Here is a 25631-nt window from a genome sequence, read left to right on the forward strand (position 1 = left end):
AGGCGAGCCGACGCCTGCCCCTGCGGCGAGCGATGAACGACACGACAACGGTGACGAAGGCGGCCCGACCCTCAGCCGGCGCGGCGCTCCCGGGCCACCTGCTCGCCGGCACGCAGGCCGAAGACCAGGGCCTTGGCCAGGCCGCCCACGTAGCCGCTCAGGGGCCCGCCCTCCAGGCCGGCACTGGTGGAACCGGCGGCGAACAGGCCGGGGATCGCCCGGGCATGGCGATCCAGCACGCGGCCGTGGGCGTCGATGGCGACGCCGCCCATGGTGTAGGTGATCCCGGCGCACAGGCGGATCGCCATGAACGGCGCGGTGGTGATCATCGCCGGCGGCCGCCCCAGGGTGCTGGTCCGGGCAGTGCGTGGCGGCGCCAGACTGGCCCCGCGCCCGGTGACGGCCGCCGCGTTGTGGTCGGCCAGGGTCCGCGCCAGGACGTCGGCGGGCATGCCCAGCTGCGCGGCCAGGCGCTCGACGGTGGGCGCGCGGTGGATGCGCACGCCCCGCTCTTCCAGGGTCGGGTTGGGCGGCAGGAGGAACTCCCGGCCGACCCGCTCCCAGATCGGCTCGTCCATGATCACGAAGGTGGACAGCGGGTCCGCCTGGGCGGCGATGGCGTTGGCCAGGGACACGCCACCCAGGCCCTCGTCGGTGAAGCGCCGGCCGCTGCCGTTCACCACCACCGCCACCGAGGCAACCAGGTCGAGGATCGGATAGGGCCACAGGGCATCGTCGGTGAGGGCCTCGGCGGCCTGGACGTGGCCGTAGAAACGGTCCAGGTGGCGCAGCCAGGCGCCGGCCGCCTCGGCCATCAGCAGGCCATCGCCCCGCCCGCTGCCGGCGCCCCGGGCGCAGAGGGCCTCGGGCCGGGGCGACAGGTGGCGCTCCACCAGCGCCGGGTTGCCCTGGAAGCCGCCGTCCGCCAGCAGCACCGCAGCGGCCGGTTGCACCTGCCGGGTGCCGTCCGCGAATTCCACTTCGACGCCCTGGCAGACCCCGTCCGCCATGCACAGGCGGCGCCCGCGGGCGCCGCGCACCACTACACCGCCCTGGCGTTCGATGCGCCGTTCCAGCTCGGCCAGCAGCCGGTCGGCGCCCCGCTCCGGCCAGTGATTGGCCAGGCCCGGCTCGCGCAGGCTGAACGGCTGCAGCATGCAGCCCATGAATGCCAGGGGCCCGCCGCGCCCGAACAGCGCGCCATGGCCCGCCAGCCAGTCCACCGCGCGCCCGGCATCTTCCGCCAGGGCCCGCACCAGCGCCGGCTCGGCGAAACCGCCGGTGGCGGCCAGCAGCGCTTCCTCCAGCAGGGCCGGCGGGGCATGGATGTCCTCGAAGGCGACGTGGAACACCCCGCCGCTGTAGCGGGTATTGGCCGGGTACTTGTGTTCGCGCCCGGCCTCGAAGACGGCGACCCGCAGGCCCAGCTCGGCGGCCCGCAGGGCGCCGGTCAGGCCGGCGAGGCCGGCGCCGATCACGGCCAGGTCCAGGTCCGGCTCCGCTGCCCGCGTCGACTCCGTCGCCTTCACGCGCGGACCTTCAGCTCGGCGGGGTGCTCGCCCAGGTAGGAATGCTGCAGCGCCTCGCTGGCGGCCAGCTCCGCGCCCGTGCCCTGGGCGGTGATGGCGCCGCTGGCCATGACGTAGCCGTAGTCGGCGACCCGCAGGGACTCTTCGGCGTGCTGCTCCACCACCAGCATGGTCAGGCCGCTTTCCCGCAGGGTGCCCAGTACCCCGAACAGCAGCTCCACCACCAGCGGCGCCAGGCCGATGGACGGCTCGTCCAGCAGCAGCAGACGCGGGTCGGCCATCAGCGCCCGGCCCACGGCGACCATGGACTGCTCGCCGCCGCTGAGGGTGATGGCGCGCTGGCCGGCCCGCTCCTGCAGGCGCGGGAACAGGGCGTAGACGTAGTCCAGCCGCTCGCGGAACAGGGCCTTGGCCCCGGGCCGGCCGCTGAGCCGCTGGAAGCCCAGGCTGAGGTTTTCCGCCACGCTCAGCGGGCCGAACAGTTGGCGCCCCTCGGGCACCTGGACGATGCCCAGCTCGACGATTTCCGGCGCCGACAGCCGGGTGATGTCGGTGCCCTCGAAGCGGATGCTGCCGGCGCTGGCGCGGTTCAGCCCGGAGATGGCGTTGACCAGGGTCGACTTGCCCGCGCCATTGGGCCCCAGCAGGGCCACCACGCTGCCCGCCTCGATCCGCATGGAGACCGCGCGGATGGCGTCGGAGCCGTTGTAGCCGGCCCGCAGGCCCTCGATCTCAAGCATGGGACGCCCTCCTGCCCAGGTAGGCCTCGATCACCTTGTCGTCCCGCTGGATCTCCCGGGGGGTGCCCTCGGCGATCTTGCAGCCGTGGTCGAGCACCGCGATGCGGTGGCAGAGGCCCATCATGAAGTCGATGTTGTGCTCCACCAGCAGCACGGTCAGGCCCGAGCGGTTGAGCTGCTGGATCAGCGTGCCCAGGTGGCGGGTCTCGCCGTCGTTGAGGCCGGCAGCCGGTTCGTCCAGCAACAGCAGCCGCGGCTCGCTGGCCAGGGCGCGGGCGATCTCCAGCAGGCGCAGCTGGCCGTGAGGCAGGTGCTCCACCGGCTCGTCCGCCCGCCCCTCCAGGCCGACGAAAGCCAGCAGTTCCCGCGCCCGCTGGCGCAGGGCGCGCTCGGTGCGCAGCACATGGGCAATGCGCAGCAACGACGGCAGGATGCCGTCCACCAGGCGCGGGTGAAAGCCCATCATCACGTTCTCCAGCACGCTCAGCCCGGGGAACACCCGGACGATCTGGAAGGTGCGCGCCATGCCCAGGGCGCTGCGGGTGTGCAGCGGCGCCCGGGACATGGGCCGGCGGTCGAAACCGATCTCGCCGGCGCTGGGGGACAGCACCCCGGTAACCAGGTTGAACAGGGTCGACTTGCCGGCGCCGTTGGGACCGATCAGGCCGAACACGTGGCCCGCGCCCACCTGGAACGACACGTCGTTCACCGCCACCAGCCCGCCGAAGTGCTTGCTGGCGCCCTGGATATCGAGGATCACGTCGGACACTGCGGAGTTCTCCGAAACCATCGCGTTCATGGGCTCACCTTCAGGCGGGGGGCGGGTTTCGCGGCCGCCGGGCGGAACAGGCGCAGGCACAGCGCGCGCAGGAAGCCGGACAGCCCGTGGGGCATGAACAGCAGGAACAGCAGCAGGCAGACCCCGTAGAGCAGCGTTTCCAGGTCGCCGAAGGCGGTCAGGCCCTGGGGCGCCAGCACCACCACGATGGCCCCCAGCAGCGCACCGTAGCGGGTGCCGAGGCCGCCCACCACCGAGACCGTGAGGATGGTCACCAGGATCGGGAATTCGCCGAAGCTGGGGTTCACCTGGCGGCTGACCAGGGCGAAGCCGACGCCGGCCAGGCCCGCCAGCACCGAGCTGAGGACGAACACCCGCAGCTTGTAGGCGGTGACGTTGACCCCCAGGGACTCGGCGGCGGTCTCGTCGCCCCGCAGGGAATACAGCACGCGGCCCAGGTGGGTGCCGACGATGAAGTTCTGCAGCAGCAGCACCGCCACGGCGATCACCACCAGCCCGTAGTACAGCTCGGTGCGGCTGACCAGGTGGCCGGCCACCTTCAGGCTCGGCACCATCATCCCGGCGGTGCCGCCGGTGACGTCGATCCAGCGGCTGGCGACGCCGGCGAAGATCAGCCCGAAGCACAGCGAGGCCATGGCCAGGTAGTGGCTGCGCAGGCGCAGCAGCGGCACGCCGATCACCAGGGTCACCCCCGCGCACACCAGCAGGCTGGCCGGCAGCGCCGCGTAGAACGGCCAGCCGGCCTGGGTCAGCAGCGCATAGGCATAGGCGCCCAGGGCGAAGAACCCCTGCTGGCCCATGGAGATCTGCCCGGCGTAGCCGTAGAGCAGGTTGAAGCCGACGCAGAGGATCGTATAGATGCAGACGATGGACGCCAGGCGCAGGTGGAAGCCGCTGGACAGCAGGTGCGGCACCACCAGGCCCGCCAGCAGGATCAGCAGCGGGATCTGCCAGATACCGGTGCCCAGGGCATGGATGCGGTTCATGTCAGTGCCTCCCGGCTTCGAAGTCGCCCAGCAGACCGTAGGGGCGGAAGAACAGGATCATCAGGATCAGCGCGAAGATGATCGGCTCGGCGTACAGGCTGGAGCCGTAGCCGGCCACCAGCGCCTCCACCAGGGCGATCAGCACGCCCCCGGCGGCAGCGGCGAAGGGGCTGCCGAGGCCGCCGAGGATGGCCGCCATGAAGCCCTTCACCGTGAGGGTCACGCCCATCCCCACCTGGCCGCCCAGCAGCGGCCCCACCAGCAGGCCGACGATGCCGCTGATCAGCGCGCTGAACAGGAAGCCGAAGCGCACGATGCGCCGCGAGCGGATGCCCATCAGCAGCGCCACCCGGGCGTTCACTCCGGTGGCGCGGATACACAGCCCGAAGCGGGTGCGGTACAAGAGGAACCAGGTCAGGGCCAGCAGCGCGGCGAACACCACGATGATGGCGATCTGCTGGGGGTTGGTGATCAGCGGCCCGACCCGCATGGCCTCCAGCGGCAGCACGTTGGGTACGTACAGCTGCAGCGGCCCCCAGACCAGCAGCGCGGCGCCGGTGGCGATGATCGCCGCGGCCAGGGTGCCGATCATGATGGTCAGGGGCGGCGCACCGCGCCGCAGCAGCGGCTGGTAAACGCCGAACTCCAGGGCCAGGGCGGCCACCAGCACCACCCCCAGCACGGCGGCGATGGCCGGCAGCAGCGGCAGCGCGCAGGTGACCATGAACAGGATCGCCGACATGACGCCGAGCATCACGAACTCGCCCTGGGCGAAATTGATGACCCGGTTGGTGCCGTAGATCAGCGAGATGGACAGGCCGACCAGGCCGTAGACGCTGCCATTGGTCAGCCCGGCCAGCAGAATGACTCCGATTTGTTCCATAGCGGCTTACCTGTGGGCGCGACGCCGCGGGCCTCGCGCCGGTGGCGCCCGGTCAGGGCGTGGGCGTGAAGGCGGCGAGATCGGCGTCGACCAGTTGCTTGCCGTTGCCGGTCACCTGGACGAAGACGAACCAGTTGTCGTCCGGCGGGCCGTGGCGCTGGCTCTCGGAGAACTGGTAGGTGGCGCCGGTACGGCCCTGCAGGCCGGCGTAGTGGCCGTTGGCGACGATGGCGTCGCGCAGGGCCACCCGCGCCGCGGCCAGCTCGCCGTCATCCAGGGCCGCCAGCACCTTGGGCTCGGCGAGGGCCTTGAACACCAGCTTCGCCGCGTCGTAGCCCAGCACCGGGTACATGGTGGGCTGCTCCGCGCCGAAGCGCGCCTTGTAGGCCTCGAACAGGCGCTTCACGTCGTCCCGGTGGATATCCACGGTGTTGGGGATCAGCACCCCGTCGCTGGCCGCGCCGGCCAGGTCGCGCAGGGTGCTGAGCAGCGCGCTGCGGGCGACAATCCGCGGCGTCTGCATGCCCAGTTGCTGCAGGGTCCGCAGCACCCGGGCGCCGTCCGCCGCGTAAGGGAACACCAGGACCACGTCGGGCTTGGCGTTGCGCAGGGTGCTCACCTGGGGGGCGAGGTCCGTGGCGTTGATGTCGTAGGTCTGCTGGGCGACCACCTCGATGTTCTTGGCCTTCAGCGCGGCCAGGGCGGCGTGGGCGCTGTCGGTGCCGAACGGCAGCGAGTTGTTGATGATCGCTACCCGCTTGAAGCCCTGGGTGGAGACCAGCCCGGCGATGGCGTTGGCGTCCTGGGAGTTGCGCGGCCCGACGCGGAAATGGAACGGCGCGGGCGCGTCGGTGAGGTTGTCGGTGCCCGCCGACAGCATCAGGTAGGGAATCTCGTACTCGGTGGCGATGGGGATCATTGCCGCCGCCGGCGCCGCCGGGTTGCCGCCGACGATGGCCAGCGCACCGTCGTCCTCGGCGCAGCGGCTGGCGAAGGTGGCCGTCAGTTGCGGGTCGGTCTTGCCGTCGTAGGCCACCGCCTCCACCGGGTGCCCGGCGATACCGCCGGCGGCGTTCACTTCGGCCAGGGCCAGTTGGAAACCGTTGTAGCTCTGGATGCCGGTATCCGCCGCCGCGCCGCTGCGGTCGTCGACGAAACAGACCTTGATGGCGTCCTTCGCCCAGGCCGGCTGGGCCAGCACGGCGCCGGCCAGCACCAGCGCGGCGAACGGCCAGGCAGGCCGGCGCCGGGTTTCGCCGTGCGGATGCGCAGCGCGGGATCGGAGATCGATCGGGTTGTTCATGATTTCTCCTTTCTTGTTTTTATGAGCGAAAGCGGAGACCTCGGTCGCGCCGAAGCGCTAGGTTCATTGGATGAACCTTTGAAAAAGAATGCACAGGGCTTTTTCCCCTGTCAACGAAAAAAGTGAAACAGGCGGATGGCGGACACCGGCGGAACGAAAGGCGGCAACGGGCACCCCGGATGGGGTGCATCGCGCAAGGAAAGGGCGTGGGGTGCCCGGTGATCGCGACGACTCGGCGCCGCCAGGGTGCGGCGGCGAGCCGGCCGGGCAAGCGTTGCGCGTTATCGGGCGCCGCGGCTCACGGCCGCTCCAGCACCAGCCGGCCGGAGGCGCAGCGGGAGACGCAGGTGATGATGAGCCGGCCCTCGGCCTTTTCCGGGTCGGTGAGGTAGCTGTCCCGGTGCAGCGGCTCGCCCTCGACGACCCGCATCAGGCAGGTGCCGCACAGGCCCATCTCGCAGGAGGTCTCCACCGCCACGCCCGCCTCCCGCAGCACCTGGACGATGCTCTTGTCGCCTGGCACCCATAGGACCTCGCCCTGCGCGCCCAGCTGCACGCTGAAGCCGTCGCCACCGGCCTGGGCCGGATCGGCCTGGAAGCGCTCCTCGAAGAACTGCCCGGGCCCGAGGCGGGGTTCCAGGCGCGTGCGCGCCGTGTCGATGAAACCGGCGGGGCCGCAGGCGTAGACCTGGGTGGCGGCGGGCAGCGTCCCGGCCAGCTGCGCCAGCCGTTCGCGGGTCGGCGGGCCCAGGCGCGAGGCGTGCTTCTCGACGCGCTCGCCCCAGCGCGGGTCCAGCAGGTCGTCGAACAGGTGCAGGTCGCGCGCCTCGCGGCAGTAGTAGACGAGCCGGAAGTCGCGCCCGTCCCGGGCCAGCTGGTGGGCCATGGACAGCAACGGCGTGATGCCGATGCCGGCGCCCAGCAGCAGCGTGCTTCCCGGGCCCGGGCGCAGGGGGAAATTGTTCGGTGCCAGGGACACCCGTAGAATCCGCCCCACCTGCAGGCCGTGCATCGCCTCGGAGCCGCCCCGGGACGGGCTCTCGCGCTTCACCGCGATGCGGTAGCGGCCGCGGGTCGCCGGGTCGTCCAGCAGCGAGTAGTGGCGGGTCAGCCCCGGCGCCAGGTGCACCGCCAGGCTGGCCCCGGCCTCGAAGGCCGGCAGGGGCGCCGCGGTGGCCGATTGCAGCTCGAACAAGCGGATGCCATCCGATAGCATGGACGCCGCCGTGAGCCTTACGTCGAAGTCGGTGTCTGCGGTGCGCATCGAAGCGGTTCCCATCGTGGCAAATTCATCGTGTCGAGGAGTTCGTGTGGCAGCGCCAGGGCAGAGAGAAAAGACCAAGAGCCAACGGCGGCTGAAGATCCTCGAAGTGGCGTCCCGGCAGTTCAAGGAACAGGGGTTCGAGAAGACCCGCATCGAGGAGATCGCCCGCCAGGCGGACGTCGCCCCCGGCACCGTCTACAACTACTTCCCCACCAAGGACATCCTCCTGATGGAGCTGGTGGCCTATCACCGGGAACACTCCCCCAAGGCCCTGGCGTCGCTGCTCTCGGCGCCGCCCCTGGAACCCACCCGGGCCTTCCTGCAGTTCTATACGGTCATGGCCGAGGAAAGCCTGCGCTACCTGGACAAGCTGCTGTGGCGCCACGCCCTGGCCGCCTTCGCCGCCGGCAGCTGGCACGAGGCCATGGAGAAGCGCTGGCAGCACGAGCGCGAGCTGATCACCTACCAGGTGGCCATCGCCAAGTCCCTGCAGCACGAGGGCGTGCTGCCCCGGGACCTGGACGTGGCGGCGCTGGTGGAAGTCATCCACGCCTGCGGGTTCTGCTACTGGCAGCAGTTCCTGGTGCGCGACGACTTCGACTTCCCGCTGTTCCTCGACAAGCTGCGGGCCAACCTCGACTTCATCTTCGCCAGCGTGGTACCGCCGGCGCCTCATGCCCCCTCGGCGGGCCAGTAGAAGGCGTCGTCGCCCCCGAACCCCAGGACCACCCGACTGCCCACCGCCGGCACGCGCTCGTCGCGGCGGTGGGTAACCATCAGGCTCTGCCCGCCGTCGAGGGCCACGCACAGCTCCACGTTGGTGCGATTGGCCTGGACCCGGTCCACGCGGCCCTCGACCCGGTTGCGGATCGCCGGGCGAACCGCGTCGTCGGCCAGGGCCAGGCGCTCGGGGCGGATGCCGATCTCCAGGGCGCTGCCCAGGGCGGGTCGCGGCCCCCGGGCCGCCAGGACGATGCGCTGACCATTGCCCAGCTCGGCCTCGACCGGCCCGTCGTCGCGGTGCGCCACGACCCGCCCGGCGAGCCAGTTCACCTCGCCGAGGAATTCCGCGCAGAAGCGCGAGCGTGGCCGGTCGTAGATCCCCAGGGGCGGCCCGTCCTGGATGATCCGCCCCTCGTGCATCAGCACGATGCGGTCGGCCACCACCGCCGCCTCCTCGTGGTCGTGGGTGACGATCACCGTGGTGATGCCCACCTCCCGCAGCACCTGGCGCAATTCCACCTGCAGCTTGCCGCGCACCGAGGCGTCCAGGGCCGACAGGGGCTCGTCCAGCAGCAGCACCGCGGGGTTCGGCCCCAGGGCCCGGGCCAGGGCGACCCGCTGCTTCTGGCCGCCGCTGAGCTGGGCGGGGTAGCGGTCGGCGAAGGCTTCCATGCGCACCAGCCGCAGCAGCTCGTCGACGCGCTCGGCGTGGGGCCGCGCCCGGTAGCGGCGATGCTTCAGGCCGTAGCGGATGTTCTCCGCCACGGTCAGGTGGGGGAACAGCGCGTAGTCCTGGAAGACGATGCCGAAGTCCCGCTCCGGCACCGCCAGGCGGGTGACGTCCTGGCCCTTGATGCGAATCCGCCCGCTGTCCGGGGCGACGAAGCCGCCGATGGCCCGCAGGGTGGTGGTCTTGCCGCAGCCGCTGGGGCCCAGCAGCGCCACGATCTCGCCCTGGTGCAGGTCCATGTCGATGCCATGGAGCACGCCGATGTTGCCGTAGCCCTTGCTGATGCCGCTGAGGCTCAAGGCGACGATGCTGCTGTCGATCATGGGTTTCTCACCTTTTCGTTGTGCCGGTGCCGAACAGCCTGTCGACGCCGATGAGCCACTCCACCAGGACCAGGGCGATGCACGACACGGCGATCATCGCGGTCGAGGCGGCGGCGATGGTCAGGTCGAAGTTGGAGCGCATCATCGACACCAGCGCCAGGGGCAGCGTGGTGCTCTCCGGGTCGGCCAGGAAGATGCCCACCGAGACGTCGTCGAACGACACGGTGAAGGCCAGCACCGCGCCCACCACGATGCCGGGGCGGCACAGCGGCAGGACCACCGTGCGGATCACCGTCCACGGCGAGGCGCCCAGGCTCATGGCGGCTTCCTCCAGGGACGGGCCGAGGCCGGCCAGGGTGGCGGTCACCGAGCGGATCACGTACGGCAGGGTGATCACCCCGTGGGCGATCAGCAACTTGCCCATCCCCGATACCACGCCCAGGGCGGACAGGGTGACCAGCAGGCCGAAGCCGATGACCACCGCCGGCACCACCAGCGGCGCGAGGAAGATCGACACCAGCAGCTGCCGCCCCCGGAAGCGTGCCTTGTGCAGGCCGATGGCCGCGGCCACCCCGAGGCCGACGCTGAGCAGGGTCGACAGCGAGGCCAGCAGCAGGCTGTTGCGCAGGCCGTGCATGTACAGCGGCTCGTCGATGAAGCGCTGGTACCAGTGCCAGGAGAACGCCTGGGGCGGGAAGGCGCCGAGGAAGGTGCGGGCGTCGAAGGACATCATCACCGCGATGGCGATGGGCAGCAGCAGGAAGGCCACCGAGAGGATCACCGTCAGCCCGCCGAAGGCGCCCCACAGGCCGTCGAGCAGGCGTCTCATGCAGACCTCCCGAGGCGGTTGCCCAGCAGCTTGCCCAACAGCCCGACGATGGCCAGGCTGACCGCCAGCAGGACGATGGAGACCGCCGCGCCGCCGGGGTAGTCGGCCATCTCGCCGAAGCGCACGTAGGCCAGGTTGGCGAGGAACAGCACCTTGCCCTGCCCCAGCACCAGCGGGATCACGAAGGAGCTGGCCGCCAGGCTGAAGGCGACGATGAACGCCGAGTACAGCCCGGGCAGGGCCAGGCGCACGGTGGTGTCCAGGTGCGCCCGCCAGCTGGCAACGCCCAGGGAGCGCGCCGCCTCGTAGTACGAGCCGGAGATGCCCTGGAAGGTGCCGATGAGGATCAGGGTGACGATGGGCAGGAGGAAGTGCAAAAAGCCCAGGATCACCACGCACTCGATGTATTCCCGCGACCCCAGGGCGACCCCCAGGCTGCGCAGGAACGCCCCGGCCGGCCCGCCGACGCCGAAGGTCAGGGAGATGGCGTAGACCCGCACCAGCACGCTGAGGAAGGTCAGCCCGAGCATCAGGCCGATCAGCGCCTTGCGTGCCCAGCCGCTGCGGATGCGGGTGATGCGGTAGGCGATCAGCCCGCTCAGCAGCACCGCCGCCAGGGCCGCGCAGGCGCTGATGCGCAGCGTGCCCCAGAGGAAGTTCAGGTAGGACGGCGAAGTGAACAGCAGGTAGTTGCGGTAGCTGAGCGGGCTGTCCGCGGCGGCCCCCACCTGCCCGGGCACATGTTCCAGCAGGCTCTGCCAGGCCAGCACCAGCAGCGGCCCGCAGATGAACAGCAGCGCCGCCACCGATGCCGGCAGCAGGAGGGCCACCGGCAGCAACGGGCGCCCGCCCCGGCGGGGCGGCGCGCATGGCCTGGACGACACGGCGAGTTCCATGGGCCGTCAGGCTCCGGACCGGTCGAGGGTGCGCAGCACGTAGCCGGCGAAGGCGTGCACCAGGCGCTCCTGTTCCTGGTACAGCCCGGGGATGCGCCGGCCGTGGGTGATGCCGCGCTGCTGGATCTCGGTGATCTCGATGTCTTCCTGGCTGACCACATCGAAGCGGCGGAAATAGCGCTCGGCGATGGCCTCGTAGTCCGGGCGCTCGCGGGTGCCCACCGGGAACGCATGGTTGACCACCAGGGTGCTGGTGTTGACGTCGAGGGGCAGCAGGGTGATCCACCAGATGGCATCGACGGTCATGGTCAGCACGGTGTTGGGCAGCAGCGTCACCAGGATGTGCCGGGCCGGCTGGTCCAGGGAGAACCCCGGCATCGGCGGGAAGCCTTCCTCGCCCTTGAGCACGCCGAGGGTGCCGGCGAACTCGGCCCACTGCAGGTAGAAATGTTCGTGGGGCTCGCACTGCCAGGCGGACATCGGCGCCACCGGCTGCAGGCTGCGGGCGTGCACGCTGGCGACGTGGTAGGCCTCGATGGAGTTGTCGATGTAGGACTTCCAGTTGGCCTTGATGGTGTAGGTCTTGGTCCGCGCCAAGCGCATGTCCCCCAGGCGATAGGGCTCGACGATGGGCCCCAGGTCGGCCAGGTCGTCCTCCAGGGACGACGGCGTGTCGCTGAGGTTGATGAAGATGAAGCCCTGCCACACCGCGCAGGAGATGCCCGCCAGGGGGAAGTCGGCCTTGTCGAAATTCGGGTGGCCGTCCATGCCCGGGGCGCCGATCAGGCTGCCGTCCAGGCCGTAGGTCCAGCGGTGGTAGGGGCAGACGAAGGCGCGCTTGTTGCCCTCGCCCTCGGCGATCAGCGCGCCGCGGTGGCGGCAGCTGGGGGAGAACGCACGTACCTGGCCGTCCTCGCCGCGGGCCAGCAGCACGCACTGCCCGGTGACGTGGCAGGTGAAGTAGTCGCCGGCGTTGGGGATCTGCTCGGCGCGGCCCACCACCACCCAGGCGTTGCCGAAGATGCCGGCCTTCTCGCGGGCGTACCAGTCCGGGTCGATGTAGGCCTCGCTGGGCAGCATGTGGGCGTTCTCGAACGCCTCGGTGACACGGGGGTAGAGCAGGTTCAGGGGAGTCTGGACGTTCATGGCGTCTCCGGCATCAGGCGGTTGGCGGCACACTCACAGCAGGTGCGCGATCTCGGTTTCCCAGCGCTGGGTCCACTCGTTCACCCGGGTGGCGAGGTAGGCCCAGTCGGGGAGGTTGGTGTAGGTGCGGGATTCCTCCGGCGAGAACTTCATCTGCTGCATGCTCTCGTCCACCGGCACCTGGCTGCTGGCCGGCACCTCGCCCACCACCGCGCAGTAGGTGGCCAGGTTCTCCGGCTCCAGCGCGTGGTTGAGGAACGCCGCGGTGGCCTCCTTGTGGGTGCTGGTGGGCAGGATCACCCAACCGGTGGTGCTCAGGTACGTGGTGAACCCGGGGCGCTTGGTGAGGTGCACCACCGGCGCGTTCTTCGCCACGTTGGCCCAGGCCGCCAGGTGCCAGAAGGACACCGAGGTCTCCCCCACCGACAGGGAATTGATGAAGTCGACTTCAGTCTGCGCCACCCGGCCGATGTTGCCGGCCTTGGCGATCTCCTTGAGCAGTTTCCAGCCCGGCTCGATGTCGTGCTCGTCGCCACCGGCGTGCCGCGCCAGGGCGACGATGTGCAGCCCGCTCATCTGGGTCGGGTGCGGCCAGCAGATCTGCCCTTTCAGCTTCGGCGACAGCAGGTCGTCGATACGCTCGATCGCCAGCGGTGCGATGTCCGAGCGGTAGCCGAAGTAGAACCCCGACAGCCCGCGGGGCACGACCCGGGCGCGGCCCTGGGCATCCGGCAGGGTCAGGTGGGTGGGGATGTGGCGCAGGTTGGGCACCAGGGCCGGGTCGATGGGCTCGGCCCAGCCCTCGTTGATCATTGCGGTGAACACCGGGTCGTAGGCGGCGATGAAGTCATAGGGCACGTTCGGCCAGTTCGCCTTGAGCTTGCCCAGGATCGCCGCAGCCCCCGAGGCATGCAGCTCCCAGCGCACCTTCACGGCCGACTGGCGTGCCTCGATCTGCTTGAAGGCATCGATGTAGGGCCCGCCCCACTCGACGCCGGACAGGGTGGTCTGGGCGGCCAGGGCGCGGCCGATGAACCCGGGGGTGCCGAGTACGGCGAGGGTAGCCGCGCTGGCGAGGGTGAAGCCACGTCGGGTGATACCGGTCATCTTGATTCTCCTGCTTGCACGCGGGTCGATGTCCGCCGGGTGGCCCCGGCCGGGCCGAGCCGGGTGCGCGCACCTCGGCTCGAATCTTGGCGGCAGAATCAAAAAGCGCAGTCCGCGACGGCGGGTGAGGCCGGTACGTTCTGGCGCGCCTTGTCGGTGTTGTTCTGCGGCGCTTTCTCACGGTTTCCGAGCATTCGCGGCGGCGGCTCGCCGGAAGGCTTCGATCAGGATTGCACCACAGCACTTTTCCCGGCGCAATCTATTTTTGAACTCTACTATAAATTTTTATATGGATTTAACGGGATTCAGGCTGTAGCGTTTTTATTTCCTGTACCTGACTTTATTTTCTGGAGACGACTGCCATGGCCCATTCACCCGACGCCTCGACGCTGCAGGCCCTGCGGGGCTACCGCACCCCGCTGCTCTACGACGCCATCGAGCGGTTCGCCGTGCGCGGCAAGACCGAGGGCTACACCGACGGCTCCATCCGCTGCGTCTTCCCCCAGCTGGGCAGCTTCGTCGGGCATGCGGTCACCGCGAAGATCATCGGCGAATTCCCCCTGGCCGAGGGCGAGGCGCACCTCACCTACCGGGACGTCTGGGAGCACGTGGCCGCGCAGCCGGCCGGCAGCATCATGGTGGTCCAGGACCTGGACACGCCGACCGGGCGCGCCTGCGCCTGGGGCGACGTGGCGGCGACGGTGTTCCAGCGCCTGGGCTGCGTCGGGGTGCTGACCAACGGCAGCGTGCGCGACCTGCCGGACATCCTGCCCCTGGGCTTCGGCCTGTTCGCCGGCAGCGTCAGCGTGGGCCACGGCAACATCCGCTTCGTCACGGTGGGCACGCCGGTGCGGGTCGGCGGGTTGCTTGTGAACCCCGGCGACCTGCTGCACATGGACGAGCACGGCGCCATGATCATCCCGCCCGAGGTGCCCCTGGACGAATTGCGCCGGGTCGCCGACGAGATCATCGCGGCAGAGGCCGGGGTGAAGCGCTACTGCGCCCGGGCGGACTTCGATTTCACCCAACTGGACCATATGCACGCAGCCTCCATGGGCGAGCGCGTGGACGGCGCCTGAGGACCCGGCGGGCGGCACGTTCGCCCGCCGCCCGTTCCTGCCAGGCCGGCCGTGAGCGGCGCCGGCCCGGGTGGCGGGCGAACGTGCCGCCCGCCAGTGCCGCGTTCTCCGCGGCCTAGCGCAGGCCCTCGGCCTTGCGCTCGGCCAGGCGCAGCAACAGGGTGAAGATGATGGTGAGGGTCAGGAACGACAGGCCCACCAGGGTCAGCGGCTCGGTGAAGCGGTAGGTCTCGTTGCCGATGGCCTGGGCCCTGGCCACCAGCTCGAAGACCGAGATGGTGGAGAGCAGCGCCGACTCCTTGAGCATGCCGATGGAGTAGTTGCCCAAGGGCGGCACCATCTTCGGGATGGCCTGGGGCAGGATCACGTGCAGCCAGACCTGCCGGCGGCTCAGGTTGATGGCGGTGGACGCATCCCACTGCCCCCTGTCGACGCTGTCGATGCCGGCGCGGTACACCTCCGCCAGGTAGGCGGAATAGTGCACCCCCAGGCCGATCACCCCGGCGAGGAAGGCCGGCAGCACGATGCCGATGTCCGGCAGGACGAAGAAGATCACGTACAGCTGCACCAGCAGCGGCGTGCCGCGCAGGAACTGCACCACGAAGGCGATGGCGCCGCGCACCAGGCGGTAGCGCGAGTACCCCGCCACGGCGAGCACCGCCCCCAGCAGCAGGGCGATCACGGTGCCAACGACGGTGGCCAGCACGGTGAGCCAGGCGCCCTCCAGCAGGGTGGGCATGAACGACCAGACAAACTGCCAATCCCAGGTCATGTGCATCGCCTTCTTAACGGGGGCTCGTGGAGCCGCGTTTCTCCAGCCACTTCACGGGTGCGGTGAGCACCAGCGAGAGCAGGTAGTAGAGGATCAGGATCGCCAGGTACGGCATCAGCGTGTCGCCGGTGGCCGAGCGAATGGCCTGGGCCTGGGCGGTCAGCTCGTTGATGGTGATCAGCGAGACGATGGCGGTCATCTTCATCAGCTCGACCACGTTGTTGCCGAACGACGGCAGCATCAGCGGCAGGGCCTGGGGCAGGATCACGTAGCGCATGCGCTGCCAGCGGGTCAGGTTGATGGCCACCGCCGCCTCGGACTGCTCCCGGGGCACGGCGAGGATTGCGGCGCGCACCACCTCGGCGGCGTAGCTGCCGACGTTGAGGCCGAGCACGGCGATACCCACCAGCATGGGCGACAGCTCCACCCCCATCTGCGGCAGCACGTAGAACGCCCAGAACAGCTGCACCAGGCTGGAGGTGCCGCGGAAGAACAGGGTGTAGAAACGGCACGCCAGGCGCACCGGCCAGGCCCGCGAGACACCGCCCAGTCCTATGGCGAAGGCCACCAGGGCCGCCAGCAGGCAGCCGGCCACCGTGAGTTGCACGGTGACCCACAGCCCTTGGAGGATCAGGCCGTAATAGCCCAGGGACTCTTGCATACGCATTCTCCCGCGGGGACGCCGCCCGCCGAGTAGGGCCGGCCGCGCCGCCGCGCGACGTCAGGCCGAGGGAACGGGCACGGCGGCGAGGACCGCCGCGCCGGTGCGCGCATCACTCGCGTTCGCACATCTCGTCGCGGGAGGCCTGCAGCGCCGGCTCCACCGGGAAGCCGTAGCGGGTCAGGCTAGCCTGGAACTCGCCGGACGCCTTGAGCTGCTCCAGGGCCTGGTCGTAGGCGTCGCGGAACGACACATCAGCCTTGCGGAACACCGCGCCGGCGCACTGCACGACGGCACCGTCCACTGCCACCACGTCGAAGCCGGCGGACTGCTCGCCGAGGGCGGAGAAGGTGTCGCTGGGGTCGACCCAGACATCCACCCGGCCGCTCTGCAGCAGCTTGAGCTTGCTCTGCACGTCGCTGTTGGTGAGCATCTGGGCGTCCTTGACGCCGGCCGCCTTGGCCGCGCGAACTTCCATTGAACCGGGGGCCATGGTGATCTTCAGGGCCGGGTCGGCGGCCACGTCGGCGAAGGAATGCAGCTTCTTCGGGTTGCCCTTGGGCACCATGAAGGTCTGCGCGCTGCAGGTGTCGGGCTGGGAGAACAGCACCGCGGCGCAACGCTGCTTGTTCATGAACATGCCGGTGCTGACTAGGTCGAAGCGCCGCGCCTGCAGCCCGGGGATCAGCGCGCCCCAGTCCACCACCCGGGCGCGCACGTCGTTGATGCCCATGCGCTTGAGCGCGGCGATGGAGATGTCCGGCGCGGCGCCGGTGGGCTTGCCGTCGGCCCCGACCCCCGCGTAGGGGAAGCCGCCGGAGCCGATGCCGATTTCCACGTAGCCCTTCTTCTGCACGTCGGCCAGGGTGTCGGCCCGGGCGCTGCCGAGCACGGCGCCGGTCAGCACGACGGCGGCCATCAGGGAGGCGAGCAGCGGGCCCGCGCCGGTGGTCACGTTCGGGTGTTGGTTCATGGTCATGTCGAAGCCCCTCATTTTTGGAAGTACGGTTCTTGTAGCGAGGCAGTCATACAGCGGGAATGCACATGGCATGGGCGATGGCGTCCCTGTAGGGAGGTCGCGTCGGCGGCCGTCCGGCAGGGCTCTCGTGGGGTCGCCCGTCCTCTTCAGAGATCCTGGCCGGAGGCGAGGATCTTGCGCAGGAAGGTACGCGTACGCTCTTCCCGCGGTTCACTGAATATCTGTTGCGGTGGGCCCTCCTCGAGGATGCGGCCGCGCTCGAAGAACAGCACGCGGTCGGAGAAATCCCGGGCGAAGTTCATCGCGTGGGTCACCAGCAGCATGGTCATGTCGGTCTCCCGGGCCAGGGTGCGCATCACCGCCAGCACCTCGTCCACCAGCTCCGGGTCCAGCGCCGAGGTCACTTCGTCGAAGAGCATGATCTTCGGCTTCAGCGCCAGGGAGCGGGCGATGGCCACCCGCTGCTTCTGGCCGCCGGACAGCTGGCTGGGCCGGCTGCGGGCCTTGTCCGCCAGGCCGACCATGTCCAGGTAGCGCAGCGCCTGGGCCTCGGCTTCGTCGCGGCTCACGCCCTGGGTCAGCATCGGCCCGAGGGTGATGTTGCGCAGCACGTCCATGTGGGGAAACAGGTTGAAGTGCTGGAACACCATGCCCACCTTGCCGCGGATGCGCTGCAGCCCGCGCTCCGCAGAGCGGGAGAGGCGCTGCTGCTCGCCGGGCACCCGCAACGGCTCGCCCTCGATGCGCACGGTGCCGCCGTCGATGGACTCCAGGGTCATCAGCACCCGCAGGATGGTGGTCTTGCCCGAGCCGCTGGGGCCGATCAGGCTGAGCTTCTCGCCCGGCCGGGCCTGGAAGCTCACGCCATTGAGCACCTGCAAGTCGCCATAGCGCTTGGAGACGTCATGAAATTCGATGCAGGGGGTCTGTAGTCGGGTCATTTTCCACGCTCCTGACGGTCGTCTGGCCGGTTCTGCCGCCAGGCCGGCGGCGACTCGCCTCAGTTCGGCCATTCGCCCTTGACCGTGACCCGGTGCAGGCGGCGGCGCTCGGTGGATTGGAACGGCGTGCGGGCGTGGATGGTGCAGCGGTTGTCCCACACCAGCACGTCGCCGACCTGCCAGCTGTGCTCCCAGATCAGGTGCGGCTGGGTCATGTGCGCCCAGAGCCTCTCCAGCAGGCGGTCGCTGTCCTCGCTGGACAGGCCGACCACGTAGCCGCCGCCCTCGCGCTGCAGGTGCAGGGCCTTGCGCCCGGTCTCCCCGTGGGTGCGCACGATGGGCCACCAGGGGCCGGGCATGCGGCTCTTGTCGAACGCATCGAGGGTAGCACTGGAGCTGTGGAACAGCGTGTTCTTCTGCAGCCCGTAGATGCGGTCGTGGATCGAGGCGCGGCCTTCCACCTGCTCGCGCAGGTCGTCGGGCAGGGTCTCGTAGGCGGTGTACATGTTGCCGAAGCGGGTACGCCCCCCCTGGGACGGGGTTTCCAGGGCGTGCAGGATCAGCGCTGAGTTGGGCACCGGCTGGGTGTCGGTGTGCCACAGGGCCTCGCCGTCCCCCAGGGCGCCGATGGGCTTGCCGTCCACCACCACGTTGGAGATCACGTCGATGCGATCCGGGTATTCGGTGTCGGCGGCGCGGTTGTAGTCCACCGGCCGGTTGTCCGCCAGAACCTCGCCGAAGCACTCGCCGAACTGCAGCAATGCCGGGTCACTCAGGTTCTGCCCGCGGAAGTACAGCACCAGGTGCTCGTGCCAGGCGGCGAGGATCTGCCGCCGGGTGTCGTCGCTCAACGGCTTGGACAGGTCCACGCCGCGGATTTCCGCGCCCAGGGCCGCGCCGCTGGGAATGACTTCGATCGTGCTCATTTCACTGTTCCTCGATTCGCTTCACCGACCCGGGCGGGCGGCGCTGGACGGTTCGCGGCTCACGCCTGGAAAGCCTGGACGGCCTCCTGGTAGCGCTCGCGGATGATCATGGTGTCGGTCATGTAGGTGAGGATCTGCGCGCCCCGGCCCCGCCACTCGCGGGCTTCCTGGGTCGACCAGACGCCGATCTCCAGTTGCTTGCCATGGGCGCGCGCACTGGCCTGCAGGCGCGCCTGGTACTCGCGGATCACCGCCTGTTCCTCGGGCTTCTGGTAGATCCCCAGCTCCTGGGCGAGGTCCGCCGGGCCCATGGCCAGGGCGTCGATCCCGGGCACGCTGGCGATCTCGTCGAGGTTCTCGAAGGCCTCGATGGACTCCAGCATCACGGTCAGGTGGACCTGGCGGTTCAAGGCCGGCAGTTGTGCGCTGGGCTCGCCGGGCTCGCAGTAGTCGTCCTGGGGGCCGGGCTCGAAGGTGCCGCGGTTGCCCAAGGGGGCATAACGCGCCACCTGCACCAGTTGCCGGGCCATCTCGGCGTTGTGGATCTGCGGCACGTAGAGGTTCCACACCCCGGCGTCCAGCAGCCGGTTGACCCAGACCCGCCCGCCATCCGGGGGCCGCACCACCAGGGAAAAATCCAGGGCCCGGGCGAGCAGCGCCATGTCCGCCACGGTCTCCAGGGAGATCGGGGTGTGCTCCATGTCCACCTTGACGAAGTCCAGGCCGGACAGGCGCAGCACGTTCAGCATCGTGGCGTGGCGGGCGCTCATCAGCCAGGTGCCGAGCAGGCAGCGGCCGTCGTTCAGGTCCCGGGTGAAGGGGTTGGGGCGCACAGGCATGGCGGGTTTCTCGTGTAGGTGATGTCGGTACAGCTGCGACCGCTTGCCGCAGCCGTTGGGAATATTGATATCACCAACAAAATTACTGTCAACTATATTTTTATAGTTGATTTCATATTTTTCAGCGCGCATTGTGTCGGGACGATGGGCGATGATCCGCCTGTCCCGCGACGACCCAGGAGAGACCTCGATGACCAGCCGCCCAGAGGCCACCGCTCGGGAGTGGTACCACGTAGATCGCCTCGCCGATGGCGTGACCCACATCCAGGAGCGCTTCATCGACCCGTTCTACCGCTGCAACATCTGGCATGTGCGCGGGCGTGACCGGGACCTGCTGTTCGATTCCGGGATGGGCGTGGTGAGCCTCACGCGGATGCTGCCCTGGCTGCGCCTGAAGCCGCTGATCGCGGTGGCCAGCCATGCCCACTTTGATCACATCGGCTGCCACCACGAGTTCGAGGAACGCGCCTGCCACCGGGCCGAGGCCGCCATCCTCGCCCGCCCCGACGGCCACGAGACCCTGGCCGACCGCTACGCGGTGATCGACATGTTCGAGCGCCTGCCCCCGGGCGGCTACCGCCAGGCGGACTACCACGTGCACAGCGCCCCGGCGACCCGCCTGCTGGAAGCCGGCGACGTGATCGACCTGGGGGATCGCCACTTCGAGGTGCTGCACGTCCCCGGCCACTCCCCCGGCAGCATCGCCCTGTGGGAGGCGCGCAGCGGTATCCTGCTTTCCGGCGACGCGGTCTACGACGGCCCGCTGGTAGACGACGCCCATCACTCGCACCTGCCCGATTACCTGGACACCCTGCACCGCCTGCGGGAAATGCCGGCCAACGTGGTGCACGGCGGCCACTTCCCGAGTTTCGGCCGGGCGCGCATGCAGCAGATAATCGACGAATACCTGGCGGGCAAGCGGGCGGGCGGCTGCCCCTCCGCCTGAGCACCGCGGTCCGCTTCGAACAAGGAAACGAGGGTTATGAGCTTACGAGAACGAAAGCGCCGCGAACGGCAACGGACCATCCTGTTGGCCGCGGCCGATGCGTTCAAGGCCAAGGGCGTGGACGGCGCCCGGCTGGAGGAGATCGCCGAGAAGGCCGACGTCTCCCTCGGCACCATCTACAACTATTTCCCCACCAAGGATGCCCTGCTGCTGGCGCTGGTCACCCTGTACCGCACCGAGGCGCGGGAAGAGCGCCTGCCGCTCATGGAGAACCCGCCGGCGGACGTGTGCGAGACCTTCTGCCAGCTCTATTCCCACCTCATCGACGGTGCCCTGAAATACCTGGACCGGGCGATCTGGCGCCACGGCCAGGTGGTCGGCCTGGTCAGTTCCTGGGAACCCGGCCGCCAGGAATCCTGGGACAACGAGCAGATCCTGATCAAGGACCAGGAGGCCCTGCTGCTGCACTTCCAGGCCCAGGGCCGGCTGCCGGCAGACCTGCAACCCGCCCTGTGGGCCACCACCCTGCACGCCGTCGGCCTGTTCTGGTGGCAGTACTTCCTGGCCAACGATACGTTCAGCGCCGACGAAGCCAAGCAACGGCTGCGGGAGCACTTCCAGGGCCTCTTCGCGCACCTGGTGATACAGCCCGCCTGACGGTCCTCCCGGGGACCACCGCGCCCGGTTTGTCGTCCGATCGAGCCGGGCTACGGCCCCCGCCGCCCTCCCCCATGCCGATGCCGGCTCCGACCGGCCGGCCCGTGCTCGCTTGCCGGTGCGGCCCCCCCTTGTGCCGGGGTCACCCGTGTCCCGGCGACGGGTCCATCGCCTGCCCGCGTGCCTCCAGCAGCCAGTCGCGCACCGTCTCCACCGGCCCGGAGCGGCGATGGCGCGGCATCACCACGTAGAAATCCGCGTCACGGCGCAGGGTGCCGTCGATGGGCTGCACCAGGCGGCCGGCGGCCAGGTCCTGGCTGAGGAAGAAGCGGTTGGCCAGGGTGATGCCTTGCCCGGCGAGGGCCGCGTCGATGGCGTGGGAGGTCTGGTTGAAGCGGATGCCCTTGGCGGTGGCGGAAGAGGCGCTGCCGAGGAAGGTCTCGATGAATTCCGGCCAGAGGTTGTGGGTGTCGTGGAGCAGCACGAAGCCGTCCAGGTCGTCCGCCCGCAGCGGCAGGTCCCGGCCCTGCAGCAGCACCGGGCTGCACACGGCGATGATGTCCTGCTCGAACAGCAGCTCCGCCGTCAGGCCGGGCCCGAACGGCGGGCGCCCGAAGCGCACGGCGATGTCGACGCGGTCGGCGTGGAAACTGGACAGGCGCTCGGTGGCGAGGATGTGCAGCTCCAGTTCCGGGTGCCGCGCCATGAAGTCCGGCAGGCGGGGGATCAGCCATTTCGAGGCGAAGGTGGGCGTCACGCTGATGGTCAGGGGCAGCGGCGCCGGGCGCAGCGCCCGGGTCGCCTCGGCGATGATCCCGAACGCCCGGCCGATATCCGCCTGGTAGGCGCGCCCGGCGCCGGTCAGGACCAGACGGCGGGGCAGCCTGTCGAACAGTTGCATGCCCAGCTCGGCCTCCAGCCCGCGCACCTGCTGGGCCACCGCGCCCTGGGTGACCCCCAGCTCCTCCGCGGCCAGGCGGAAGCTGGAATGACGGGCGGCCGCCTCGAAGGCCCGCAGACCATTGAGGGAGGGAAGACGTCGAGCGGATGGACTCATGGGATAGTTTTTCTACTGCGAAAGAGGATGAAAACTCGTTCGTCGAGTCATGGGCGCGATGATATACCTGATCTACAAGCCCATCACAGCGGGGCCCAGCCCCCTCGGAGATCATCCATGACAGTAGAAAAAGTCGCCATCCTCACCGCCGCCGGCAGCGGCATGGGCGCCGCCGCGGCCGAACGCCTGAGCGCCGACGGCTTCAAGGTGGCGATCCTTTCCTCCTCCGGCAAGGGCGAGGCCCTGGCCAAGCGCCTGGGCGGCCTCGGCGTGACCGGCTCGAACCAGTCCAACGAGGACCTGCAGCGCCTGGTCGACGCGACCCTGGACGCCTGGGGCCGCATCGACGTGCTGGTGAACAGCGCCGGGCACGGCCCACGGGCGCCGATCCTGTCCCTCACCGACGAGGACTGGCACAAGGGGCTGGACACCTACCTGATGAACGTGATCCGCACGGCCCGCCTGGTGACGCCGGTGATGCAGAAGCAGAAGGCCGGGGCGATCATCAACATCTCCACCGCCTGGGCCTTCGAGCCGGACGCGATGTTCCCCACCTCCGGGGTGTTCCGCGCGGGCCTCGCCGCCTATACCAAACTGTTCGCGGACGCCTACGCCGCCGATAACGTGCGCATGAACAACGTCCTGCCCGGCTGGATCGACAGCCTGCCCGGCACCGAAGAACGCGCCCGCCAGGTTCCCCTGCAGCGCTACGGCAAGGCCGAGGAGATCGCCGCCACCATCGCTTTCCTCGCCTCCGAGGGCGCCGGCTACATCACTGGCCAGAACCTCCGGGTCGACGGCGGTCTGGGCCGTTCGGTCTGACCATGGCGCGGCAGACCGCCTACGGCGTCTTCCTCCTGCTGGGGGTGATCTGGGGCAGCAACTTCATCTTCGTGAAGTGGGCCGCCGACTGGATCAGCCCCGCCCAGATCGTGCTGCTGCGGGTGGTCTTCGGCTTCCTCCCGGTGCTCGGTTACGCCCTCGCCACCCGTGCCCTCAGCGTCCGCCACCTGCGGCATGCCCACCATTTCCTGGTGATGTCGCTGCTGGCCACGGCCGTCTACTACGTGGCCTTCGCCCAGGGCACGTCGCTGCTGCCGTCCAGCGTCGCCGGCATGCTCAGCGGCGCGATCCCGCTGTTCACCTTCGTCTGCGCCTGGCTATTCCTGCACGACGAGCCGCTGAACGGCCGCTCGGCCTGCGGCGTGGGGCTGGGCTTCCTCGGGGTGCTGCTGATCGCCCGGCCGTGGTCCGGCGTCGGCGAAACGGTCAACCTGGTCGGCACCCTGTACATGATGGGCGGCTCACTGAGCGTGGGCTGTTCCTTCGTCTACGCCCGCCGCTTCCTCAGCCCGATGAAGCTGCCCGCGGCCGCCCTTACCACCTACCAGATCGGCCTCGCCATCCCCACCCTGCTGCTGGTCACCGACCTGCAGAACCTCGGCGCGGTGTTCGCCGACACCCGGGCCTGGGTCGGGCTGATCGTGGGGCTGGGCCTGCTGGGAACCGGGCTCGCCTACATCCTCTATTACCTGATCGTCGAGACCCTGGGTGCGGTGGTGGCGTCCAGCGCCACCTACCTGCCGCCGGTGGTGGCGCTGCTGATCGGCGTGCTGGTGGCCGGGGAGGCACTGCATCCACTGGACCTGCTGGCCATGGGCCTGATCCTCGCCGGGGTCGCGGTCCTGCAGGGCCGGCGCCGCGCCGAACGCCTCGTCCGGCCCGCATCGCACGGACCGTCGCGGCCCCGCCTGAGCGGAGCAGGCGGCGGCTCGCGCGGCCGACCGGCCAGCGGCCCGTTAATAGGGTTGTAATGGCTTTTCTGGCATAATCGCCGCCCCTTCACGAGTGGGGTCGCATCCCTCATGTTCGAACTATTCGCCGGGCTCGATGCCTGGCTGGCGCTCAGCCTGATCCTGGCGCTGGCCTTCGTGCTTTTCTTCGAGTTCATCAACGGTTTCCACGACACCGCCAATGCCGTGGCCACGGTGATCTACACCAAGGCCATGCCCCCGCAACTGGCGGTGATGCTCTCCGGTATCTTCAACTTCTTCGGGGTCCTGCTGGGCGGCGTCGGCGTCGCCTACGCCATCGTCCACCTGCTGCCGGTGGAGCTGCTGATCGAAGTCAACACCGCCCACGGGCTGGCCATGGTGTTCTCGCTGCTGGCCGCCGCCATCACCTGGAACCTCGGCACCTGGTACCTGGGCATCCCCGCCTCCAGCTCCCACACCCTGATCGGCTCGATCCTCGGCGTCGGCATGGCCAACGCCTTGCTCACCGGCATCCCGGTGGGCGAAGGGATCAACTGGCAGAAAGCCATCGAGATCGCCACCTCCCTGGTGATCTCGCCGGTCGCCGGCTTCCTCTTCGCCGGTCTGCTGCTGCTGGGCCTGAAGGCCTGGCGCCCGCTGTCGAAGATGCACAACACCCCGGAAGACCGCCGCGAGGTGAAGGGCAAGAAGCACCCCCCGTTCTGGAACCGCCTGGTGCTGGTGATCTCCGCCATGGCGGTGAGCTTCGTCCACGGCTCCAACGACGGCCAGAAGGGCATCGGCCTGATCATGCTGGTGCTGATCGGCATCGTGCCGGCGAAGTTCGTCCTCGACCTGGACAGCACCACCTACCAGATCGAGCGCACCCGCGACGCCGCGGTGCACCTGAACGACTTCTACCAGCGCAACGCCCAGGTCCTCGGCGAATACCTGGCACTGGACCGCACCCGGGGCGGCACCGACCTGCCCGAGCAGTTCCACTGCGACCCGAAGCTCACCGTGCCCACCATGGACGCCCTGCACAAAGCCCTGGCCGGGGTCAGCGACTACCGCAACCTCAGTGATGGCACCCGGGCCCAGGTCCGCCGCTACCTGCTTTGCCTGGACGACACGGCGAAGAAGGTGAGCAAGCTGGACAGCCTGGAAGCCCGCGAGCGCGCCGACCTGGAGAAACTGCGCAAGGACCTCACCGCCACCACCGAGTACGCCCCGTTCTGGGTGATCATCGCCGTGGCCCTGGCCCTGGGCGCCGGCACCATGGTGGGCTGGAGGCGCGTGGTGAAGACCGTCGGCGAGAAGATCGGCCGCCAGGGCATGACCTACGCCCAGGGCATGTGCGCGCAGATCACCGCCGCCAGCGCCATCGGCATGGCCAACATCTTCAGCCTGCCGGTCTCCACCACCCACGTGCTGTCCTCCGGCGTGGCCGGCACCATGGTGGCGAACAAGAGCGGGCTGCAGGGCAGCACCGTGCGCGCCATCATGCTGGCCTGGGTGCTGACCCTGCCGGCGGCCATGGCCCTCGCCGCCGGGTTGTTCTGGCTGGCGGTGAAACTGTTCGTCTGACCTCCGGACGAGACACGAAGGGCGCCCACGGGCGCCCTTTTCGTGATCGGCCATTTTCACGGCCCGCCGCCCCGCCGCTTGCCTTCCGGGCGGCTAAAGCTTTACTGAAACCGTGCCGACATCTAAGAACGGGCGTCCGCCAACGAGCGGCGCTCCCCAGCAAAGCGTGTTCCCG

Annotated in this window: 26 protein-coding genes; 7 read left to right on the forward strand and 19 right to left on the reverse strand. The window is 69.5% G+C overall.

Translation table 11 applies throughout. The annotated features are described in order from the left end of the window. Positions 1–71 precede the first annotated feature (71 nt). The 7 genes from FM069_RS13595 to FM069_RS13625 form a co-directional block, all read right to left on the reverse strand. Complete coding sequence (locus FM069_RS13595) at positions 72–1529, reverse strand: FAD-dependent oxidoreductase (protein ID WP_143488902.1); 1458 nt, start codon at positions 1527–1529, stop codon at positions 72–74. Next, on the reverse strand, positions 1526–2269 hold the full coding sequence (locus tag FM069_RS13600; protein WP_143488903.1) for an ABC transporter ATP-binding protein: 744 nt from the start codon (positions 2267–2269) through the stop codon (positions 1526–1528). The genes FM069_RS13595 and FM069_RS13600 overlap by 4 nt, the downstream gene beginning before the upstream one ends. Beyond that, the gene (locus FM069_RS13605) at positions 2262–3068 is read right to left on the reverse strand and encodes an ABC transporter ATP-binding protein (protein ID WP_218570300.1); all 807 of its coding nucleotides are present in this window, start codon (positions 3066–3068) and stop codon (positions 2262–2264) included. Before FM069_RS13605 ends, FM069_RS13600 begins: the two co-directional genes overlap by 8 nt. Then, on the reverse strand, positions 3065–4054 hold the full coding sequence (locus tag FM069_RS13610) for a branched-chain amino acid ABC transporter permease (RefSeq protein WP_143488904.1): 990 nt from the start codon (positions 4052–4054) through the stop codon (positions 3065–3067). The genes FM069_RS13605 and FM069_RS13610 overlap by 4 nt, the downstream gene beginning before the upstream one ends. Position 4055: 1 nt before the next feature. After that, positions 4056–4937 (reverse strand): branched-chain amino acid ABC transporter permease, encoded by an 882-nt coding sequence (locus FM069_RS13615; protein ID WP_143488905.1) that lies wholly within the window; start codon positions 4935–4937, stop codon positions 4056–4058. Between the two features lie 52 nt (positions 4938–4989). Further along, the gene (locus FM069_RS13620) at positions 4990–6240 is read right to left on the reverse strand and encodes an ABC transporter substrate-binding protein (RefSeq protein WP_143488906.1); all 1251 of its coding nucleotides are present in this window, start codon (positions 6238–6240) and stop codon (positions 4990–4992) included. A gap of 298 nt (positions 6241–6538) precedes the next feature. Next, on the reverse strand, positions 6539–7504 hold the full coding sequence (locus tag FM069_RS13625) for a PDR/VanB family oxidoreductase (protein ID WP_178106735.1): 966 nt from the start codon (positions 7502–7504) through the stop codon (positions 6539–6541). Between the two features lie 46 nt (positions 7505–7550). Between FM069_RS13625 and FM069_RS13630 the strand changes: the two genes are divergently transcribed. Continuing rightward, on the forward strand, positions 7551–8201 hold the full coding sequence (locus tag FM069_RS13630; protein ID WP_178106736.1) for a TetR/AcrR family transcriptional regulator: 651 nt from the start codon (positions 7551–7553) through the stop codon (positions 8199–8201). On the opposite strand, the gene FM069_RS13635 is transcribed toward FM069_RS13630, so the two are convergent. Genes FM069_RS13635 through FM069_RS13655 form a run of 5 tightly spaced genes read right to left on the reverse strand, consistent with a single transcriptional unit; the run spans position 8177 to position 13258 of the window. Next, positions 8177–9280 carry an ABC transporter ATP-binding protein gene (locus tag FM069_RS13635; RefSeq protein ID WP_143488909.1) on the reverse strand — a complete coding sequence of 368 codons (1104 nt, stop codon included), beginning with the start codon at positions 9278–9280 and terminating at the stop codon, positions 8177–8179. The two genes, FM069_RS13630 and FM069_RS13635, sit on opposite strands and share 25 nt — an antisense overlap. 7 nt (positions 9281–9287) lie before the next feature. Beyond that, complete coding sequence (locus FM069_RS13640; protein ID WP_143488910.1) at positions 9288–10109, reverse strand: ABC transporter permease; 822 nt, start codon at positions 10107–10109, stop codon at positions 9288–9290. Continuing rightward, positions 10106–11005 (reverse strand): ABC transporter permease, encoded by a 900-nt coding sequence (locus FM069_RS13645; RefSeq protein ID WP_143488911.1) that lies wholly within the window; start codon positions 11003–11005, stop codon positions 10106–10108. Before FM069_RS13645 ends, FM069_RS13640 begins: the two co-directional genes overlap by 4 nt. A gap of 6 nt (positions 11006–11011) precedes the next feature. Next, on the reverse strand, positions 11012–12151 hold the full coding sequence (locus FM069_RS13650) for an aromatic ring-hydroxylating oxygenase subunit alpha (protein WP_143488912.1): 1140 nt from the start codon (positions 12149–12151) through the stop codon (positions 11012–11014). A gap of 33 nt (positions 12152–12184) precedes the next feature. Continuing rightward, positions 12185–13258 (reverse strand): ABC transporter substrate-binding protein, encoded by a 1074-nt coding sequence (locus tag FM069_RS13655; RefSeq protein WP_143488913.1) that lies wholly within the window; start codon positions 13256–13258, stop codon positions 12185–12187. A gap of 362 nt (positions 13259–13620) precedes the next feature. Here FM069_RS13655 and FM069_RS13660 point away from each other — a divergent pair, with 362 nt between their 5' ends. Continuing rightward, positions 13621–14337 carry an RraA family protein gene (locus FM069_RS13660; RefSeq protein ID WP_143488914.1) on the forward strand — a complete coding sequence of 239 codons (717 nt, stop codon included), beginning with the start codon at positions 13621–13623 and terminating at the stop codon, positions 14335–14337. 115 nt (positions 14338–14452) lie between these two features. Here FM069_RS13660 and ehuD read toward each other — a convergent pair whose 3' ends face one another. The 6 genes from ehuD to FM069_RS13690 form a co-directional block, all read right to left on the reverse strand. Beyond that, positions 14453–15109: an ectoine/hydroxyectoine ABC transporter permease subunit EhuD gene (ehuD, locus tag FM069_RS13665; RefSeq protein WP_143488915.1), complete on the reverse strand. Its 657-nt coding sequence runs from the start codon at positions 15107–15109 to the stop codon at positions 14453–14455. Positions 15110–15122: 13 nt separating this feature from the next. Further along, positions 15123–15770 carry an ectoine/hydroxyectoine ABC transporter permease subunit EhuC gene (gene ehuC, locus FM069_RS13670; protein ID WP_143488916.1) on the reverse strand — a complete coding sequence of 216 codons (648 nt, stop codon included), beginning with the start codon at positions 15768–15770 and terminating at the stop codon, positions 15123–15125. Positions 15771–15882: 112 nt separating this feature from the next. Further along, a complete protein-coding gene (gene ehuB / locus FM069_RS13675) occupies positions 15883–16749 on the reverse strand; it encodes an ectoine/hydroxyectoine ABC transporter substrate-binding protein EhuB (protein WP_178106737.1) in 867 nt (288 codons plus the stop codon). Positions 16750–16895: 146 nt separating this feature from the next. After that, on the reverse strand, positions 16896–17690 hold the full coding sequence (gene ehuA / locus FM069_RS13680) for an ectoine/hydroxyectoine ABC transporter ATP-binding protein EhuA (protein WP_178106738.1): 795 nt from the start codon (positions 17688–17690) through the stop codon (positions 16896–16898). A gap of 59 nt (positions 17691–17749) precedes the next feature. Further along, positions 17750–18616: a TauD/TfdA dioxygenase family protein gene (locus FM069_RS13685; protein WP_143488919.1), complete on the reverse strand. Its 867-nt coding sequence runs from the start codon at positions 18614–18616 to the stop codon at positions 17750–17752. 59 nt (positions 18617–18675) lie between these two features. Next, positions 18676–19455, reverse strand: coding sequence for an HpcH/HpaI aldolase family protein (locus tag FM069_RS13690; protein ID WP_178106740.1), 780 nt, complete (start codon positions 19453–19455; stop codon positions 18676–18678). 190 nt (positions 19456–19645) lie between these two features. Here FM069_RS13690 and FM069_RS13695 point away from each other — a divergent pair, with 190 nt between their 5' ends. Further along, positions 19646–20401, forward strand: coding sequence for an MBL fold metallo-hydrolase (locus tag FM069_RS13695; RefSeq protein WP_143488921.1), 756 nt, complete (start codon positions 19646–19648; stop codon positions 20399–20401). A 36-nt stretch (positions 20402–20437) separates the two neighbouring features. Then, a complete protein-coding gene (locus FM069_RS13700; RefSeq protein ID WP_143488922.1) occupies positions 20438–21058 on the forward strand; it encodes a TetR/AcrR family transcriptional regulator in 621 nt (206 codons plus the stop codon). Between the two features lie 142 nt (positions 21059–21200). Here the strand turns inward: FM069_RS13700 and gcvA are convergent, their stop codons facing one another. Continuing rightward, a complete protein-coding gene (gene gcvA, locus FM069_RS13705) occupies positions 21201–22115 on the reverse strand; it encodes a transcriptional regulator GcvA (protein WP_143488923.1) in 915 nt (304 codons plus the stop codon). 117 nt (positions 22116–22232) lie between these two features. Here gcvA and FM069_RS13710 point away from each other — a divergent pair, with 117 nt between their 5' ends. The 3 genes from FM069_RS13710 to FM069_RS13720 are packed head-to-tail and all read left to right on the forward strand — an operon-like array spanning position 22233 to position 25456. Further along, complete coding sequence (locus tag FM069_RS13710; RefSeq protein WP_143488924.1) at positions 22233–22937, forward strand: SDR family oxidoreductase; 705 nt, start codon at positions 22233–22235, stop codon at positions 22935–22937. A gap of 2 nt (positions 22938–22939) precedes the next feature. Continuing rightward, positions 22940–23929 carry a DMT family transporter gene (locus FM069_RS13715; RefSeq protein WP_143488925.1) on the forward strand — a complete coding sequence of 330 codons (990 nt, stop codon included), beginning with the start codon at positions 22940–22942 and terminating at the stop codon, positions 23927–23929. Between the two features lie 51 nt (positions 23930–23980). Further along, positions 23981–25456 (forward strand): inorganic phosphate transporter, encoded by a 1476-nt coding sequence (locus FM069_RS13720; protein ID WP_143488926.1) that lies wholly within the window; start codon positions 23981–23983, stop codon positions 25454–25456. Positions 25457–25631: the final 175 nt, after the last annotated feature.

Source organism: Pseudomonas mangiferae (assembly GCF_007109405.1).
GTDB lineage: Bacteria > Pseudomonadota > Gammaproteobacteria > Pseudomonadales > Pseudomonadaceae > Pseudomonas_T > Pseudomonas_T mangiferae.